The sequence below is a fragment of the Streptomyces sp. G-G2 genome, assembly GCF_030063135.1.
GTDB lineage: Bacteria > Actinomycetota > Actinomycetes > Streptomycetales > Streptomycetaceae > Streptomyces.
Window position 1 is genome coordinate 22445 of sequence record NZ_JASISO010000017.1, and the last position, 16649, is coordinate 39093.

General features: G+C 73.0%; 13 protein-coding genes. 9 read left to right on the forward strand and 4 right to left on the reverse strand.

The window, feature by feature from the left end:
* The first annotated feature begins 69 nt into the window (after positions 1-69).
* Together QMF80_RS15715 and QMF80_RS15720 are read left to right on the forward strand one after the other, a co-directional pair.
* Positions 70-1215, forward strand: coding sequence for a beta-ketoacyl synthase N-terminal-like domain-containing protein (locus tag QMF80_RS15715; RefSeq protein ID WP_349372209.1), 1146 nt, complete (start codon positions 70-72; stop codon positions 1213-1215).
* The gene (locus tag QMF80_RS15720) at positions 1212-1658 is read left to right on the forward strand and encodes a hypothetical protein (protein WP_283453626.1); all 447 of its coding nucleotides are present in this window, start codon (positions 1212-1214) and stop codon (positions 1656-1658) included. Before QMF80_RS15715 ends, QMF80_RS15720 begins: the two co-directional genes overlap by 4 nt.
* A gap of 57 nt (positions 1659-1715) precedes the next feature.
* On the opposite strand, the gene QMF80_RS15725 is transcribed toward QMF80_RS15720, so the two are convergent.
* Positions 1716-2381 carry a hypothetical protein gene (locus tag QMF80_RS15725; protein ID WP_283453628.1) on the reverse strand — a complete coding sequence of 222 codons (666 nt, stop codon included), beginning with the start codon at positions 2379-2381 and terminating at the stop codon, positions 1716-1718.
* A 246-nt stretch (positions 2382-2627) separates the two neighbouring features.
* Between QMF80_RS15725 and QMF80_RS15730 the strand changes: the two genes are divergently transcribed.
* The 4 genes from QMF80_RS15730 to QMF80_RS15745 all read left to right on the forward strand — a co-directional run bounded on the left by QMF80_RS15730 (position 2628) and on the right by QMF80_RS15745 (position 8568).
* Positions 2628-3680: a polyprenyl synthetase family protein gene (locus QMF80_RS15730; RefSeq protein ID WP_283453629.1), complete on the forward strand. Its 1053-nt coding sequence runs from the start codon at positions 2628-2630 to the stop codon at positions 3678-3680.
* 24 nt (positions 3681-3704) lie between these two features.
* Positions 3705-5246 carry an acyl-CoA carboxylase subunit beta gene (locus QMF80_RS15735; RefSeq protein WP_283453760.1) on the forward strand — a complete coding sequence of 514 codons (1542 nt, stop codon included), beginning with the start codon at positions 3705-3707 and terminating at the stop codon, positions 5244-5246.
* Positions 5247-5255: 9 nt separating this feature from the next.
* On the forward strand, positions 5256-5465 hold the full coding sequence (locus QMF80_RS15740) for an acyl-CoA carboxylase epsilon subunit (protein ID WP_283453632.1): 210 nt from the start codon (positions 5256-5258) through the stop codon (positions 5463-5465).
* A gap of 118 nt (positions 5466-5583) precedes the next feature.
* Positions 5584-8568 (forward strand): AfsR/SARP family transcriptional regulator, encoded by a 2985-nt coding sequence (locus QMF80_RS15745; protein WP_283453634.1) that lies wholly within the window; start codon positions 5584-5586, stop codon positions 8566-8568.
* Between the two features lie 28 nt (positions 8569-8596).
* Here the strand turns inward: QMF80_RS15745 and QMF80_RS15750 are convergent, their stop codons facing one another.
* Positions 8597-8869 carry a hypothetical protein gene (locus tag QMF80_RS15750; protein ID WP_283453636.1) on the reverse strand — a complete coding sequence of 91 codons (273 nt, stop codon included), beginning with the start codon at positions 8867-8869 and terminating at the stop codon, positions 8597-8599.
* Positions 8870-9083: 214 nt separating this feature from the next.
* On the opposite strand from QMF80_RS15750, the gene QMF80_RS15755 reads away from it, so the two are divergent.
* Positions 9084-10970 carry an AfsR/SARP family transcriptional regulator gene (locus tag QMF80_RS15755; protein ID WP_283453638.1) on the forward strand — a complete coding sequence of 629 codons (1887 nt, stop codon included), beginning with the start codon at positions 9084-9086 and terminating at the stop codon, positions 10968-10970.
* A gap of 161 nt (positions 10971-11131) precedes the next feature.
* Here QMF80_RS15755 and QMF80_RS15760 read toward each other — a convergent pair whose 3' ends face one another.
* Positions 11132-11371 (reverse strand): DUF6269 family protein, encoded by a 240-nt coding sequence (locus QMF80_RS15760; RefSeq protein ID WP_283453639.1) that lies wholly within the window; start codon positions 11369-11371, stop codon positions 11132-11134.
* A gap of 159 nt (positions 11372-11530) precedes the next feature.
* On the opposite strand from QMF80_RS15760, the gene QMF80_RS15765 reads away from it, so the two are divergent.
* Together QMF80_RS15765 and QMF80_RS15770 are read left to right on the forward strand one after the other, a co-directional pair.
* Positions 11531-13090, forward strand: coding sequence for a tryptophan 7-halogenase (locus tag QMF80_RS15765; RefSeq protein ID WP_283453640.1), 1560 nt, complete (start codon positions 11531-11533; stop codon positions 13088-13090).
* 72 nt (positions 13091-13162) lie between these two features.
* Positions 13163-15253 (forward strand): ABC1 kinase family protein, encoded by a 2091-nt coding sequence (locus tag QMF80_RS15770; RefSeq protein ID WP_283453642.1) that lies wholly within the window; start codon positions 13163-13165, stop codon positions 15251-15253.
* 16 nt (positions 15254-15269) lie between these two features.
* On the opposite strand, the gene QMF80_RS15775 is transcribed toward QMF80_RS15770, so the two are convergent.
* Positions 15270-16487, reverse strand: coding sequence for a cytochrome P450 family protein (locus tag QMF80_RS15775; RefSeq protein WP_283453643.1), 1218 nt, complete (start codon positions 16485-16487; stop codon positions 15270-15272).
* Positions 16488-16649 lie beyond the last annotated feature (162 nt).

Sequence of the window (16649 nt, forward strand, 5' to 3'; positions counted from 1 at the left end):
CGCTTCCCCGCTCACGGGCGGGTCGTCCGCCCCTTTCCCGCAGCCAACTCTCCGAGGGAGTACCAAGGCGTGTCCACCGCACTGCGCACCGAGCCGGTCAGTCGCCCCATCGTGGGCATGGGCGCCGTGGCATCGGCCGGCTCCGGCGTCGACGAGCTGTTCGAGACGGTGTGCGCGGGCCGCCGCGGCCGGGCGCGGCCGCGCGGCTTGGACCGGAGCGGGTTCACGGCCCGGCACTCCTGGGAGAGCGGCGACCGGACGGCGGGCGCGGGGGACGTCCCCGGGCGGGCCACCCGGCTGTTGCTGGACGCGGTCGCCGAGGCCGCCGAGGACGCGGGCCTCGGCGAGGACCTGCGGGGCATCCCGGTACTCGTGGGGACCGGGATCCGGGAGGTGCGCTCGCCGGAAACGTGGTGGCGGGACGGCTCCCCCTTCGCGGACTCGGGTATGAACTTCGGCGCGGCGCTGCGCGAGCGGTTCAACGCGGACGTCACCCACACCTTCTCCAACGGATGCTCCGCCTCGCTGTACGCACTGGCCCTCGCTTCCGATCTGCTGGGGCAGGAGGGCGACGACGCCCCGGACAGCGTGATCGTCGCCGGGGTCGACGTGCCGACCGGGTCCCCGTACGGGCCGCGGCGGGGAGGTCCGGCCGAGGTGAGCGGCGGGAGCGCCGCCCGGGGCGACGGAGCCGCCGCGATCGTGCTGCGCAGGACGAGCGGGGACGCCGCCCGGGTGCACGGCCGGCTGCGCGGGGTGTCCCTCAGCTGCGACGCGCGGCACGTCACCGCGTCGTCCCGGGACGGCATCGCCGAGGCCATGCGCTCCGCGTACCGGCTGGCAGGGGTCCGGCCCGGCGACGTCGACCTGGTGATGCTCCACGGCGGCGGAACTCCGGGCGAGGACGAGGCGGAAGCCGCCGCGCTCGCCGAGGTGTTCGGCACCGACGCCGCCGTCCCGCTGAGGACGGCGCTGAAGACCATGACCGGCCAGACCTCGGGTGCGGCGGGCCTGATCGACTTGATCGTGGGCATCCGTGCCCTCGGCGAAGGGCGGGTGCCACCGGTCACCGGTCCGCGCGGAACGGCTGCCGCCGCGCCGCTGCGCTTCGTGACCGGCGCCGCGGCCGAGGGCCGGCGGCTGAACGTGGCGCAGCTCAACGCCTTCGGACTCGGCGGCATCAACGTCGTCGCCATTGTGGAAGGAGGTCCATGAGAGTGAACACCGCCACCGGACCGCGTACCGGAGCGGCCGCTCGCGAGGCCGTGTCCCCCGCCGGAGGCAGGGACGCGGCCTCCGAGGAACGGGACGACTGGGCGGACCGCGCCGCGGGCGCGCCGCGGTTGCTGTTCGTGGAGAACCGGGCGGAGGAGGGGGGCGAGGCGGACGGCTTCCGGAGCGAGGCGGTCACGCAGGTGCTCATGGGCAACTCCGTCATGCTCTTCCTGGTCCAGGGGGGAGTGGTGCTCGCGGTGCCCGGCCGTGACACCGATCTCGACCGGTTCCAGCGAGAAGGCGGACTGCTGGCCGCCGACCGGTTCTCCCTGGAGGAGCACGGCCTCGCCGAGGACATGCTCCTCCAGGGGACGCGGATCACCGGCATGGACGAGGTGGCCGGCTGGATCCTCGATCCCTCCGTGCGCGTGATGTGGCACTGACGCGCCCGGGGTGGCGGGGGGCCGGAACCGGCCGCCGCCACCCGGGGCGCGGACGGCTCACGCGCAGCCGTGCTGCCAGTTCCAGCCGATGAAGGTGTTCTTCAGTTCCACGTCGAAGGTGCAGGTCGAGGTCCCGTCACCGTTCAGCTTCACGTAGGAGTGGTGGGAGTTCGCGTAGGTGTTGCCGGAGAGGTCGAAGATGCCCTTGTACGTGAAGTCCGCGTGGGCCTCGTAGGCCGCGGCGCCCTGGGCGCTCGACGACTTCAGCGACCAGCCCGCGTTCCACGGCTCGCGGTTCCACTCCTGGCGGGCCGTGCTGGCGGCGTTGGTGACCTGGCCGGCCGCCGTGTCCCAGGTGGAGTCCGTGTACAGGCCGGTCATCCGGATGTTGCAGCAGTCGAACATCTCGTTCCAGCTGCGGACCGTGCGGCTCGTGGAGGCCCCGGCGGCCGCGGCGTTCAGCGCCGCCCCCTTCGCCGCCTGGCCGGAGGCGGGTACGTAGCGGACCTCGCCCAGCACCGGCTTGCAGTCCGCGCCGATCGTGACCTGCTGCTGTACGGCCAGGCCGGCGGGCGGCACGGGCAGTGACCCGGACAGCTTGACGCCCTCGCATTTCCGGTCGGCCGGGGCCGGGGCCGAGGTGTCGGCAGGAGCCGCGACGGCGGTACCGCCCATGAGGGCCAGCAGACCGGCCGAGGCCGTGACGACGGTTGCGATGCGCATTCTTAATTCCCCTTGTTCTTCATTGAGTTCCTCGATCCGTGAGCTTAACCACGGTTATTCGACGCGGCGTCGGCCGAGCTGATGTTGGCAGGAAGATGGCATTGAGCTGGCACGTCGTCAGATGCGAAGTCGATGGCACCTTCATGCCAATTCCCTTGGGCCCCGCTCCGGTGCGGTGCCAGAGTTTCGCGGAGAGCCGCCGTTCGGATGGCGAATGGCGATCCGTCGTGAGGTGGGGGATTCCTCGTGGGCCGTATTCAGGCGCAATCGGCCGCTATAGCCGACCGGGCGGATGCGGGCTGCGGTCTGCTCGCCCGGCTGCGCCTGGACGACCCGGAGTTCGAGGCCCGGATGGGTGAGGTGCTGGCCGGTGCGGAAAAGCGGCTCCAGGACAGTGCCCGTGATGCCGGGGACCCGAGGATCGCCGACCTCACCGGACACCTCGCCGCCGCCGGAGGCAAGCGGCTGCGCCCGGTGCTGGTGCTGCTCGGCGCCGAGTTCGGCGACCCGTGGCGGCACGGCGTGACCGACGCGGCCGTCATCGCCGAACTGGTCCACATCTCCTCGCTCTACCACGACGACGTCATGGACGAGGCCGAGACCCGGCACGGCGTCCCCAGCGCCAACGTGCGCTGGGGCAGGCGGACGGCGGTGTTCGGCGGGGACTGGCTGCTCGCCAGGTCCGCGCAGCTCGCCGCCGGGCTCGGGCCGCAGGCCCTGCGGCTGAACGCGGAGACCGCCGGGCGGCTCGTGGCGGGCCAGCTGCGAGAGCTCACGGGACCCGCGCCGGGCGAGGACCCGGTCAGCCACTACTTCCAGGTGATCGCGGGCAAGACGGCCGCCCTGCTGTCCATGTCACTGGGCATCGGGGCGCTCCAGGCCGGGGCGCCCGAACCGTACGTCCGGGCCCTGACCGCCTACGGGGAACACCTCGGCGCCGCCTTCCAGATCGCCGACGACCTGCTCGACCTGGCCGCCCCGGCCGAGGACACCGGCAAGGAGAGGGGCAAGGACCTGCTGGCGGGGGTCGCGAGCCTGCCGGTCCTGCTCGCCCTCGCGGACCTGGATCCGGACAACGAGGAGCTGCGGGCCCTGCTGGCCGACGGCCCGGTGACCCAGCCCGCCGCGCACCGGCGGGCCCTGGAACTGTTCGACACCGCGTCCGCCACGGCCCAGGCCGCGGCGATCATGCACCAGCGGCTGGCAGCTGCCCGGGACGCGCTCGGTGTCCTGCCGCAGCGCACGGCACGCCGCGCGCTGGACGCTCTCTGCGACTTCGTCGCCTTTCGCACCACATGACAAGGACAGGGGTTGGCCATGACGATGCAGGAGAGGGTCGGCGAGCTCACGCTGATCCGTGACGAGGTCCTGAGGGGAGGGGCGCAGGGCACCGGGGCGCAGCACAGCAGAGGGAAGCTGACCGCGCGCGAACGCCTCGCCCTCCTCTTCGACGAGGGCTCCTTCACCGAGATCGAGCAGTTGCGGCGCCACCGCGCCACCGGTTTCGGCCTGGAGGCCAAGAGGCCCCACACGGACGGCGTGGTCACCGGCTGGGGCACGGTCGAGGGCCGTACGGTCTTCGCCTTCGCCCACGACTTCCGGATCTTCGGCGGAGCGCTGGGCGAGGCCCATGCCGCCAAGATCCACAAGATCATGGACCTCGCGCTCGCCGCCGGAGCTCCCCTGGTGTCGCTGAACGACGGCGCGGGCGCCCGTATCCAGGAAGGTGTCAGCGCCCTGGCGGGCTACGGCGGCATCTTCCAGCGCAACACCCGGGCCTCGGGAGTCATCCCGCAGATCAGCGTGATGCTCGGCCCGTGCGCGGGCGGCGCCGCCTACAGTCCCGCCCTGACCGACTTCGTGTTCATGGTGCGCGACACCTCGCAGATGTTCATCACCGGACCCGACGTGGTGAAGGCGGTCACCGGCGAGGAGATCACCCAGAACGGTCTCGGCGGCGCCGACGTCCACGCGGAGGTCTCCGGCGTCGCGCACTTCGCGTACGACGACGAGGAGAGCTGCATCGCGGAGGTGCGCTACCTGCTCTCGATGCTGCCCGCGAACAACAAGGAGATGCCGCCGGGCGCGCCCGTCGACGACCCCGTCGACCGCCGCTGCGACCGGCTGCTCGACCTGGTCCCCGTCGACGGCAGCCGCCCGTACGACATGCGGGCAGTGATCGGGGAACTCGTCGACCACGGCGAGTACATGGAGATCCACGAGCGCTGGGCCACCAGTGTCATCACGGTGCTGGCACGGCTGGGCGGCCAGGTCGTCGGCGTCGTCGCCAACCAGCCGCAGTCCTTCGCCGGGGTGCTCGACATCCGGGCGTCGGAAAAGGCCGCGCGGTTCGTGCAGATGTGCGACTCCTTCAACATCCCGCTGGTCACCCTCGTCGACGTACCGGGGTTCCTTCCCGGCGTCGACCAGGAACACGGCGGGATCATCCGGCACGGCGCCAAACTGCTGTACGCCTACTGCAACGCCACGGTGCCGCGGGTCCAGGTGATCCTGCGCAAGGCGTACGGCGGCGCCTACATCGTCATGGACTCCCGCTCGATCGGCGCGGACCTGTCCCTCGCCTGGCCCTCCAACGAGATCGCCGTCATGGGAGCCGAAGGCGCGGCCAACGTCGTCTTCCGGCGGCAGATCCAGGCGGCCGACGACCCCGAGGCGATGCGCGCCCAGTTGGTCAAGGAGTACCAGGCCGAGCTGATGCACCCGTACTACGCGGCCGAACGCGGCCTCGTCGACGACGTCATCGACCCGGCCGACACCCGCTCCGCACTGATCGGGGCGCTGTCCATGCTCCGGTCCAAGCACGCCCCGCTGCCCTCCCGCAAGCACGGCAACCCCCCGATGTGAGGAGACGCCATGTCGACGCCCGCGTTCGACGGGCCACTCGGCCCGACCCTGATCGAGATCATCCGCGGCACCCCCACGGCCGAGGAGATCGCCGCGCTCACGGCGCTGCTCACCACGCTGGCGGCGGCCTCCGCCCCGGAGCCCGGGCCCGTGCCCGCCGCCGCGGGCTGGGACCGGCCCGAGCGGTTCCCGCCCGCCTCCTGGCGGGCGCGGCCCTGAGGTGGCAGCTTGCTGCCAGCCGCGTTGCCGCCTCTCCCACACCCTGCTAATCACTACAAAAGCGGCATGAACCGAGCCGTGCGACGTCGGCCGCGGCCGCATGACGGGAAGGCAGCTCGTGCGTCAGGTGGTGTTCCGGGTCCTGGGTCCTCTGGACATCAGCGCCGACGGGATACCGGTGACCCTCACGGGCGCCCGTCAGCGCACCATCATGTCGATGCTGCTCCTCGCCCCCAACCGGATCGTGTCGGTCGACACCCTCGCGGACGCCGTCTGGTGCGGGAACCCGCCCGCCACCGCGCGCAACCAGATCGCCATCTGCGTCTCCGCCCTGCGCAAGACCCTCAAGGCGGCCGTCGGCGTCGAGGACCTCCTGGTCACCAGCCACCCCGGCTACATGCTGTTCGCCGGGGAACACCGCATCGACGCGGTCGAGTTCGAGGAGCTGGCCGAGCTGGGGCGGGAGGCGGCCCGCGGCGGCCGGGCCGAGGAGTCCTGCGGCCACTTCGGTGACGCCCTCGCCATGTGGCGCGGCCCCGCGCTGGAGGGCGTCGCCGCGCAGCGCGTCGAGGACGAGGCCGCCCGGCTGACGGAGCTGCGCCTCGACGTGTACGAGGAACTCATGGGGCTGCGCCTGGAACTGGGCCACCACCGCGAGGTGACCGGCGAGCTGACCGCCTTCGTGCGCGAGCACCCGCTCCGGGAGCAGGCCAAGGGGCACCTCATGCTGGCCCACTACCGTTCCGGCCGACGGGCCGAGGCCCTGGAGACGTACCGCGAGGGCCGACGGCTGCTCAACGACGAACTCGGCATCGATCCCGGACCCGCCCTCCAGAGGCTCCACGGGGAGATCCTCGCGGACTCGCCGAAGCTGGACCTGCCCACCGAGGCGGTCGTGGCCGTCCCCTCGCGGAGCGTTCCGGCGCAACTGCCGTCGAGCGTCGCCTCGTACACCGGACGCGGCCAGGAACTCGCCGCCCTCGACCGCCTCCTCGACCACCTCGACGGCGCTGCCCTGCCCGTCGGCTCCATCACCGGCATCGGCGGCGTCGGCAAGACGGCCCTCGCGGTGCACTGGGCCCACCAGGTCGCCGGCCGCTTCCCCGACGGCCGGCTCTTCGCCGACCTGCGCGGCTACGACGAGGAGGCGCCGCTGCGGCCGAGCGCCGTACTCGACCGGTTCCTGCGCGCGCTCGGCGTGCCGGGCCCGGAGGTCCCCGCCGACCAGAACGAGCGCGCCGCGCTCTTCCGCAGCGTCCTGGACGGCCGCCGGGTGCTGATCCTCCTCGACAACGCCCGCTCCTTCCAGCAGATCCGCCCCCTGCTCCCCGGTACGGGCCGCTGCTGCGTCCTGGTCACCAGCCGGGACCCCATGGGCGGCGCGCTCGCCGGTGACTACGCCTTCGTACCGATGCACCTCGGCGCCCTGGAACAGGACGAGGCGATCGCGCTGCTCGCCCGGGTGGCGGGCGACGACCGGCTGTCCGCCGACCCGGTCGGAGCGGCCCGGCTCAGCGCGCTCTGCGACCGGCTGCCGCTGGCCCTGCGGATCGCGGCGGCCCGGCTCGCGGCCAAGCCCCACTGGCCGGTGCGCACCCTGGTCTCCCGGCTGGAGGACCAGCACCGCAGGCTCGACGAGCTCAGCCCCGACGAGCGCGGGGTCCGCGCCGGTCTGCGGCTCAGCTACCGCGACCTGCCGGCCGCCACCGCCCGGATGTTCCGGCTGCTCGGCGCGGCCAACGTGCCCGACTTCTCCGCCTGGGCCGGAGCCGCGCTCCTCGACATCGACCTGCTGGACGCCGAGGACCTCATCGAAGAGCTGGTCGACGCGCAGCTGCTGATGCCGCAGGCCGCGACCACCGGCCATGTGCGCTACCGCTTCCAGGCCCTGCCCCGGCTCTTCGCCCGGGAAGTGGCCCTGGCCGAGGAGAGGGCGGAGGAACTGCGCGCCGCGACCAGGCGCGTGGCCGGTGCCTGGCTGGCGCTCGCCGGGGAGGCCCACCGCCGGATCTACGGCGGCGACTACACCGTCATCCACAGCGGCGCGCCGCTCCACGCCCTCCCGGCCACGCTCGTGGACAGCCTGCTGGAGGACCCCATGGAATGGTTCGAGACCGAGCGCGTCGCGATCACGGGCCTGGTGGACCAGACCTCCCGCGACGGCGAGGCCGCGTACGCCTGGGACCTGACGATGACCAGCGTCACCCTCTTCCAGAACCGCAACTATCTCGACGACTGGCGCTCCTGCGCCGAGCGGGCCCTGGAGGCCGCCCGCCGCACCGGTGACCGGCTGGGCGAGGCAGCGATGCTGCACTCGCTCGGCACGCTGGGGATCCTCTCGTGGGAGCACGACGCGGCCGTCGAGCACCTGAACCTGGCGCTGCGCCTGTTCGAGGAGGAGGGCCAGGACCAGGGGCGGGCCCTGGTCCTGCGCAACCTGGCGCTGTGCGGGCGCTACCGCGGGGATCTGCACCGGGCCCGGCGGATGGGCCACGAGTCGCTGGAGCTGTTCCGGGCCGGGGGCGACCAGTACGCGGAGGCCCATGTACTGGGCCTGCTCGCGCAGATCGAGCTGGAACTCGGGAACGCGCAGGCGAGCCTGGTGCTGTCCTCGGAGGCGGTGGTCAGGAGCCGAGGGCTGGGGACCGTGCGCGGCGAGGCGCAGAGCGTCGTCCGGCTAGCCGAAGCCCTGATCCACCAACGGGACGGGGAGCGCGCGGAGGAGGCGTGCCGACGGGCGCTGGGGCTGGTCCGCACCAGCGGGGACCGGCGGGGCGAGGCGCACACGCTGCGCGTGCTGGGCGAGGCCCTGTGGTGCCGGGAACGGATGGAGGAGGCCGAATCGGTCCTCGACGACGCGCTGGCGACGGCGGCCAAGGTCCCGGACCGCTATCTGGAGGGGCGGGCGGGCATCGCGCTCGGCTGCGTCCGCGCGGTGCGCGGGGACCGGTCCGGCGCGGCGGGCTGCTTCAAGGCCGCGGCCGATCTGTTCGCCGAGGTCGGCGCCCCGTCCTGGCAGAGCCGGGCCGGGAGGTTGCTGCGACTGCTCGGGGACGGCGACCTGCTGGACCCGTCGGACCTGTTCACGCTCGTCCAGCCCTGAGGGCGGGCGGGCGGGCCGTGGCGCGGGCTCAGCTCCAGGGGTCGTCCTTCATCACGACCCGGGTGCGCGAGCCCGGGTCGTCGCTCTTCGTCAGGGGGGCGCTCGACCACGGGTCGTCCGCCAGCGTCCGCGCACTGGCCACGATCGCGCCGTCCTGGACGACGACCGGTGCGACGGAGAGGGCGAAACCGGCGGCCGAGACGAGGCCGAGGGCGAGCACCGCCTGCGCGGCGAGCCGGCCCAGGGGAGCGGTGACGAGGGCGGCGGCGCTCGACTTCGTGGAACGGACGAGGTGCGTCACGGCATGCTCCTGAAGGTTCGTGGACGGTCCGGGGCCGCTGTGGGCGCCGCCCCGGGGTATGCCGTGAACGGTAGGGAGCCGTCTTGTCGGAGCGCTTTCGGATCGATTTCGTGGCCCGCGAAATCGCCGCGATGCCCGGGGGCAATCGCCCGTCAGTAGCTTTCGCGGCACGAGGCCAGCCGACCGGGGCGGGCCCGCGCAAGGCGGAGGCGTCATGGACTTCACGATCCTCGGACCCGTGTCGGCCCGGGCCGCGGGCCGCGCGGTAGCGCTGGACGGCAGCAAGCAGCGCACCGTGCTCGCCGCCCTGCTGCTGGCCCGCGGCAAGGTCATGACGGACGAGCGGCTCACCACGCTGCTGTGGGGCTGGGAGCCCCCGGCCAGCAGCACCAACCAGCTCTACACGTACGTCTCACGGCTGCGGACCCGCCTGGGCGCCCGGCACGGTCTGGAGCGCATCGGTTCCGGCTACCGGATGGACATCGGGGACGCCGGGTTCGACTGGGACGACTTCCGCCGCCTCGTTGACGCGGGCGGCGCCGACCTGACGGCGGGACGGTACGAGGACGCCGAACGCCGCCTCGCCGCCGCCCTCGCGCTGTGGCGCGGACCGGCCCTGACCGACGTCACCGCGCGGCTCGCCGAGGCGGAGGGCCCCCGGATGGAAGAGGTCCGGCTGTCCGCGCTGGAACAGCACACCGAGGCCGCCCTCGCGCTGGGCCGGCACGCGGACACCGTTCCCGGCCTGACCCGGCAGGTCGCCCTGCACCCCGTACGGGAGCGGCTGCGCGGCCACCTGATGACCGCGCTGTTCCGCTGCGGCCGCCAGGCCGACGCGCTCGCCGTGTACGAGGAGGGGCGGCGGGTCCTCGCCGAGGACCTCGGCATCGATCCCGGGCCCGAACTGCGCGCCCTGCACCAGAGGGTCCTGACGGGCACGCTCCCCGCGCCGCAGGCCCCGGAGCGCCCGTGCGCGGACCCGGCCCGCTCGGGGGCGGCTCCCGCACGCGGACCCGGGGAGGCGGACTCCGGCGCGGCCGCTGCCGTGGCGCTGCCGCGCCCCGCCCGCCCGGCGCCCGGCCGCGACGGCTGGCCGGGGCTGGTTCCCGCGCTGCTGCCCGCCGCCCCCGGCGACTTCACCGGCCGTGAGGAGGAGAGCGCCGAGATCCTCGCCGCCCTGCGCGCGCACCAGGACGTCGTGATCACGGGGGCCCCCGGCACGGGCACGTCGGCGCTGGCGCTGCGGGCGGCGGAACTCAGCCGCGCCGCCTTCCCGGACGGACAGCTCTACGCCGATCTGCGCACCCCGGAGGGCGGCGCCCGCACCACGGGCGAGGTGCTCGGCTGGTTCCTGCGCGCCCTCGGCGCCGACCCCGCCCGGCTCCCCGAGGGCCTCGACGAGCGCGTCCAGCTCTACCGGACGCTGCTGGCCGGGCGCCGCGTGTTCGTCGTGCTCGACAACGCGGACGACGACGCCCAGGTACGTCCGCTGCTGCCGGGCGGTGACAGCCGCACGATCGTCACGGGTCCCCGCTCCCCGCTGGCCTCGCTCGAAGGCACCCGGCTGGTGCGGACCGGCCCCATGACGCCCCGGGAGTCGCTCCAGCTGATGATGACGGTCGCGGGACCCGGACGGATCTCCGACGACCTCGAATCGGCCGCGCGCATCGCCGAGTTCTGCGACCGGCTGCCGCTGGCCCTGCGGATCGCGGGCGCCCGGCTCGCCGCCCGCCCCCAGTGGTCGGCCGCCCGGCTCGCCGCCCGCCTGGCACCCGAGGAGCGCAGGCTGGCCGAGCTGCGGCTGGGCGGCCTCGACGTACGGGCGACGCTGTCCCGGGCGGTGGACCGGCTGCCCTTCGAGGTGCGCGGCGCCTTCGGTGTCCTCGCGGCGGCGGGCTGGAGGGACCTGGGCGCGGCCGACGCGGCAGCGCTCCTCGGCACGGGGGTCGACGACGCCGAGGAGATGCTGGAGCAGCTGACCGACGCGCAGCTGGCGGACGCGTGGGGCGTCGACGGCGACGCCCGGCCGCGCTACCGCTTCACGCGGCTGGTCCGGCTGTTCGCCCAGGAGCGGAGCTCCGCCGTCCTCCTCGCCGCCTGACGGGCGCCGCCCGCTCCCGTCGCGGCACCGCGCCCTCCCCGTCCGCGCCGCTCTCCCGTCCTGCCCGCTCTCCCCGTCCCTCCCGCTGTCCCCGTCCCTCCCGGCCTTCGCGGACCGGCCGCCTCGGCGCCCGGTCCGCGAAGGCCTTTCGCCGTCGCGGGTCAGCCGCAGCCGCCCGCGTGGCCCTCGTCGAAGCTGTAGGTCTCGGTGGGAGCCCGGAATTCGTGGCTCTGTGCCACCAGGGAGGTGAGTGCGTCCACGTATTCCGCCAGAAGCGCGGCCCAGGGAGTCGCCTCGCCACGCAGCTGCAATTCCTGTACCCGTGTTCCCCGCTGCTCGATATCCGTCAGGACGTCCAGTACGTTCTGAGCCTCGCTCAGGGAGTTCTCGTTCCGGTCCATCGCTGCTCCTGTGTGTGAAATGGACCCTGTTCAGGTCCCGCACTCACAGATTCGGACGGGGTGGTATACGGATTCTCGCGCCGGTCTGCACCGGCCCGTAGAGCTTTCCGCACGGTCGCGTACAGATCCCGTACAGACGACGGGGGCAGCTTTTCGGGCATGGACCGCAGAATGAGGAAAGTCGTCGTCGTGGGAGGCTCCGTCGCCGGCTGGACGGTCGCGGCCAGGCTCGCGGGGACGTGGCGCGGGACGGTCGCCGTCACCGTGCTCCAGACGCCGTGCGCTGTCCCGGATCTGGCGGAGACAGGGCAGGTCACAGCCGTCCCACCAGAATTCCAGTCGGCGCTCTTCGATCCGCTGGGCGTGGCCGAGGACGACTGGACGCGGGCGTGCGGGGCGTCGTTCCGAACGGCTGTCAGGTATGTGAACTGGCGTACGGAGGGGCCGCTCACCACCGCCGCCAGGACGCTCGCGAACGGCGCCGCGGACCATTTCTACCGCCCGCGCGCGCACCTGCCCGAATGCGGGAACAATTCGCTCTCCCCTTACTGGCAGTACCTCAGGAGCGAAGGCCTGACCGCGGAACCGTTCGACTACGCGTGCTTTCGCGAGCCACCGTTGATGGACGCCATGAAATCACCGCGATGGCTCGACGGCCGGGCGGCCTTTCCCTACGGATGGCACGTCGACACCCTGGTGTTCCGTGCGTTCCTGCGCGATCTCGCGGTACGGCGGCTCGATGTGCGCGCCGTCCACGATTCCGTGCGGTCCGCCGAGCGCGACGAGAACGGAATGCTGACCGCGCTGCGCACGGAAAAGGGGCGCAGGATCGAGGGCGACCTCTTCGTCGACTGCACCGGCCAGCAGGGCCTGCTGCTGGGGAAGGTCCTGGGGGAGCCGTTCGTCGGGGCGCAGGAGCGGCTGCTCTGCGACAGCGCCGCGACCGTCACCGTCGCGCACGACGACACCGCCCACGGAATCGAGCCCTTCGCCACCGCGACCGCCCTGCCCACGGGCTGGTCCTGGAAGCTCCCGCTGCCCGGCCGGTTCGGCGCGGGCCTCGTGTACCCCCGCGCGAGGACCGCCCCGGACGAGGCGGCGGGCCGGCTGTGCGAGCTGTACGGGCTGGACCCGGGGCGCGCCGAGGTGCGCCACGCCCGCTACCGCTTCGGACGCAGCCGCCGCGCCTGGGTGAAGAACTGCGTGGCGCTGGGTACGGCCGCCTGGCAGGTGGAACCCCTGGCGGGCGACGCGCTGGACGAAGTCCTGGGCGCGGTCGGCCTCTTGATCCGGGACGCCCCCTCCCTGGACGCGCGCGAGGCCCCGGCCGCCCGCTTCAACCGGGCCGCCCGGGACCGGTACGAGCGGGCCGCCGACGCCGTACAGCTGCACTACGCCGCGGCGCCGCGCGCCGACTCGGGATTCTGGCGGGCCCAGCGCGCACTGCCGCTGTCCGGCGCGCTCCGGGAATGCGTCGAGGCCCACCGCGGGGGGCTCTCCCCCGAGCCGGGACAGGAGGCGCGGTACGGGCTGCTGTCGGCCCTCGTACCCGTTCCCGGTGGCTTGGCGCAGGGCACATCGATCGGATACCGCCCGGACGCACGGCGGTCGGCCGAGGAGCAGCTGGCCCGCGTCAAGCGCCGGCAGCGCATCCTGCTGGAGACGCTGCCGACGGCGCACGCGTACCTGGAACGGCTCCACCGCCGCGCGGCTGCATGAAGCTGCCAGATTTCTCCGGCTCCCGGACGGTTCGGCCTAGGGTGGCCCGCGACCTACCGAGGGAGCATCTTCATGACCGCACTGTCCGCCGGCGCATTCGACGACATATCCCTCACGCTCGTCATTGTCGTGATGGCCGCGGGGGCCCTCGGGATCATCGTCGTCGGGGTCTCGGCGGCCTCCCGCAGACTGCTCGGCATCAGAGTCGGTCCCCTGCGCGCGCTCTGCGCGGGCCTGATGGGGCTGGGTGTCTTCCTCGCCTTCAACGAAGTGGTGCGCGACGAGCAGGACCGGGGGGCGCTGTCGACGATCCAGATCCCGCTGGCCCTGTTCGCGGCGATGACCACCCTGGTGATCACCGAGGTGTTCCTGCCCCACGGCAGCTGGACATGGCCGCTCCAGGCCCTGCGGGGACTGGGCGACCGGATGCGACGGGCCCGCCGCTACTCCCAGATCAGCCGGATCTTCATGCGGCACGGTCTGAGCCGGATGCTGCGCGGCCGCTCGGGTTGGGAAAAGGCCCTGAAGCCCGGCGAGTTCGGCGAGCGGTCGGCCCGGTCGGCACGGCTGGCCCTGGAGGAGTGCGGTGGAGCGCTGATCAAGTTCGGCCAGGTGATGTCGACGCGGCGCGACCTGCTTCCGCCCCACTTCATCGACGAACTGAGCCGCTTGCAGAGCGACGTGCCCCCGGCTCCGTGGCCGGAGGTCGAGGCCGTCCTCCACAAGGAACTGGGCAAGCCGGTGTCCGAGGTCTTCGAGTGGATCGAGCACGTGCCCCTGGCGGCGGCCTCCATCGCTCAGGTGCACCGGGCCCGGCTGTGCGGCGGCCCGACGGTCGCGGTCAAGGTCCAGCGCCCCGGCATCCGCGAAGCGGTCGAACGCGACCTCGACATCGTGCTCACCATCAGCCGCAGCCTGCAGGCCCGGGTCCGCTCCGCCCAGGCCCTCGGCCTGCGCGAGCTGGGCGACGGGTTCTCCGAATCCGTACGCGAGGAACTGGACTTCCGTATCGAGGGCCGCAACGCGGTCGCCGTCGCCCAGGCCACCGGGGCATGGGACGCGGACGCGCCCGTACGCATCCCCCGGGTGTACTTCGAGTACACCTCGGCGCGGGTCCTGGTGCAGGAGTGGATGGAGGGCGTCACGCTCGACCGGGCCGGACCGGCCGCCGACGCGGCGGGCCTGGACCGGGGGGCGCTGGCCAGTACGGCCTTCTCCGCGATCCTCCACCAGATCCTGCGGGTCGGGGTCTTCCACGCCGATCCCCACCCGGGCAACATGCTGCTGCTCGACGACGGCCGGATCGGCCTCCTCGACTTCGGCTCGGTGGGGCGGACCGACCCTTCGGTCCGCCTCGCCATCCAGGAACTGCTGGTGGCCGTGGACCGGGGCGATCCGGCGGGGCTGCACGACGCCCTGCTCGCCCTGCTCGGCACCCGCGCCACCACCAACGAGGAACTGATGCCCGACGCGGCACTGCTGGAGCGGGAACTGGGCCGGTTCATGGCCCGGCACCTGGGAGCGGGAGCCCAGCCGGATTCCGAGATGTTCACGTCCCTGTTCCGGATGCTGTCCCGGTTCGGGCTGGCCGTCCCCCCGGAGGTGGCGGCGGTCTTCCGGGCCCTGGCCACCATCGAGGGGACCCTCACGCACCTCGCCCCCGGCTTCAACCTGCTCGACGAGGCACGGGCGTTCGCCATCGGGCTGCTCACCGAGCGCTTCACCCTCGGCTCGGCGAAACCGCGGACCGGCGGGGCGGAGGGCGGCGGAACCGGGGGCTTCAGCCCGCCCGGGCTCTCCTCACTGGTACAGGGCGCGACCCAGGAACTGCTCGCCGTCCTGCCCATGCTGCGCCGACTGCCCCGCAGGGCCGAGCGCATCAGCGCCTCGCTGGAGGAGGGACGGCTCGGCGTACGGGTCCGGGTGCTCGCGGACGAGCGGGAGCGGCGCTTCGTATCCGGACTGATCCACCAGGTCACGGTGACCCTGCTGGCCGCCTGCACGGGCTTGATGGGGGTCATGCTGGTGGTCTTCGGCACCGGCAAGGGGCCCCGGGTGACCGATCAGCTGGAGCTGTATCCGCTGATCGGCTACCACGTGCTCGCCGTCAGCGCGATCCTCATGCTCAGGGCCCTGTACACGGCGATGCGCCTGCCCGCCTGAGCGGGCCTACACCGGTTCACAGCAGGACGGGCAGCGCCTCCAGCGGGCGGACGACCATGTTCTGCTGGTACCGCAGCTCGGCCGGGTCCACGGCGAGGCGAATCTCCGGGAACCGCTCGAAGAGCCGCCGGGCGGCGATCTCCGTGATCACCTTCGCGAGGTGGGCGCCCGAGCAGTAGTGGATGCCGAAACCGAAGCTGAGGTGCGCGGGCTTGGGGCGGTTCAGGTCCAGCTCGTCCGGGCGGTCGGGGAACTGGTGCGGGTCGCGGTTCGTCGACAGCGCGCTGATGACGACGACCTCCCCGGCCGGGATGCTCACGCCGCCGATCTCGACCGGTTCGGTGGTCACGCGCTGGAGAGTGTTGCCGATCGGGCTGACGAAGCGGATCAGTTCGTCCATCGACTTGCCCCAGCGGCCCGGTTCGGCCAGCAGCTCGGTCCGCTCCGCCGGATGGGTCAGGAGCGCGGCGATGACACCGCCCACCAGGCTGGCGGTCGTGTCGTTGCCGCCGGTCATCAGCGCGAAGCCGGTGGAGAGGATCTCCGTACTGGTCAGCCGCCGTTCCGGGTCCGCGTGGATGAGCGCGGACAGCAGGTCCTCGCCCGGCTCGCGTTCCTTCTCCGCGATGAGCGCGGACATGTAGCGGGACAGCTCCCGGATGTTGAGGTCCAGCACCCCGGAGCCCTCGGTGGGGGAGTGGCTGCGCAGCGCGGTGGACCAGCGCAGGAAGTCCGGCCAGGCGTCGGCCGGTACGCCCATCAGCTCGGCGATGACGATGACGGGCAGCGGGTCGGCGTACCCGGAGATCAGATCGGGGCGGTCCAGCCCGGCCAGCCGGTCCAGCAGCTCGTCGGCGATCTGCTCCACCTTCGGCCGCAGGGCCTCGGCGCGGCGCGGGGTGAACGCGAAACTGATGGCCCGGCGCAGCGGGGTGTGGCGCGGCGGCTCCAGATTGGCGAGGTGGTTGGCCTCCTCGGGGGGCGGCGTCATCGTGCGCCCGGTCCGCTCCGACATGAGGCGGTAGTGCACGTGGACGTCCCGGCTCAGCCGGGGATCGGCGAGCGCGGCCTTGGCGTCCTCGTACCGGGTCACCACCCAGGCGCGCCCGCCGTCGGGGAAGGACAGTTCGCGCACGGGGCTCTCGCGCCGTACGTACTCGAGGACCGGATACGGGTTCTGGGTGAAGTCGTTGGTGAGCATCCAGTACTTGGAGAGTGCCCGCGTGCCTGTCATGTCCGTCCTCCGTGCCGTCACCGGGAGCTGCCCCCTTTTCCGTCGGCACGTTAGGCGCGCGCGGTGCGTGGACGCAGGTCTGGTCTCAAGAGTTCTATCTGCGCTCGGAATCGGGGCCTCCGGCCAGGAGGATCTATGCCGATTGGCAGATGTGGCGGGTCA

Coding starts and splice junctions, on each gene's coding strand:
- QMF80_RS15720 (WP_283453626.1), top strand. CDS start 1,212: ATGAGAGTGAACACCGCCACCGGACCGCGTACCGGAGCGGCCGCTCGC.
- QMF80_RS15725 (WP_283453628.1), bottom strand. CDS start 2,381: ATGCGCATCGCAACCGTCGTCACGGCCTCGGCCGGTCTGCTGGCCCTC.
- QMF80_RS15735 (WP_283453760.1), top strand. CDS start 3,705: ATGCAGGAGAGGGTCGGCGAGCTCACGCTGATCCGTGACGAGGTCCTG.
- QMF80_RS15740 (WP_283453632.1), top strand. CDS start 5,256: ATGTCGACGCCCGCGTTCGACGGGCCACTCGGCCCGACCCTGATCGAG.
- QMF80_RS15755 (WP_283453638.1), top strand. CDS start 9,084: ATGGACTTCACGATCCTCGGACCCGTGTCGGCCCGGGCCGCGGGCCGC.
- QMF80_RS15760 (WP_283453639.1), bottom strand. CDS start 11,371: ATGGACCGGAACGAGAACTCCCTGAGCGAGGCTCAGAACGTACTGGAC.
- QMF80_RS15765 (WP_283453640.1), top strand. CDS start 11,531: ATGGACCGCAGAATGAGGAAAGTCGTCGTCGTGGGAGGCTCCGTCGCC.
- QMF80_RS15770 (WP_283453642.1), top strand. CDS start 13,163: ATGACCGCACTGTCCGCCGGCGCATTCGACGACATATCCCTCACGCTC.
- QMF80_RS15775 (WP_283453643.1), bottom strand. CDS start 16,487: ATGACAGGCACGCGGGCACTCTCCAAGTACTGGATGCTCACCAACGAC.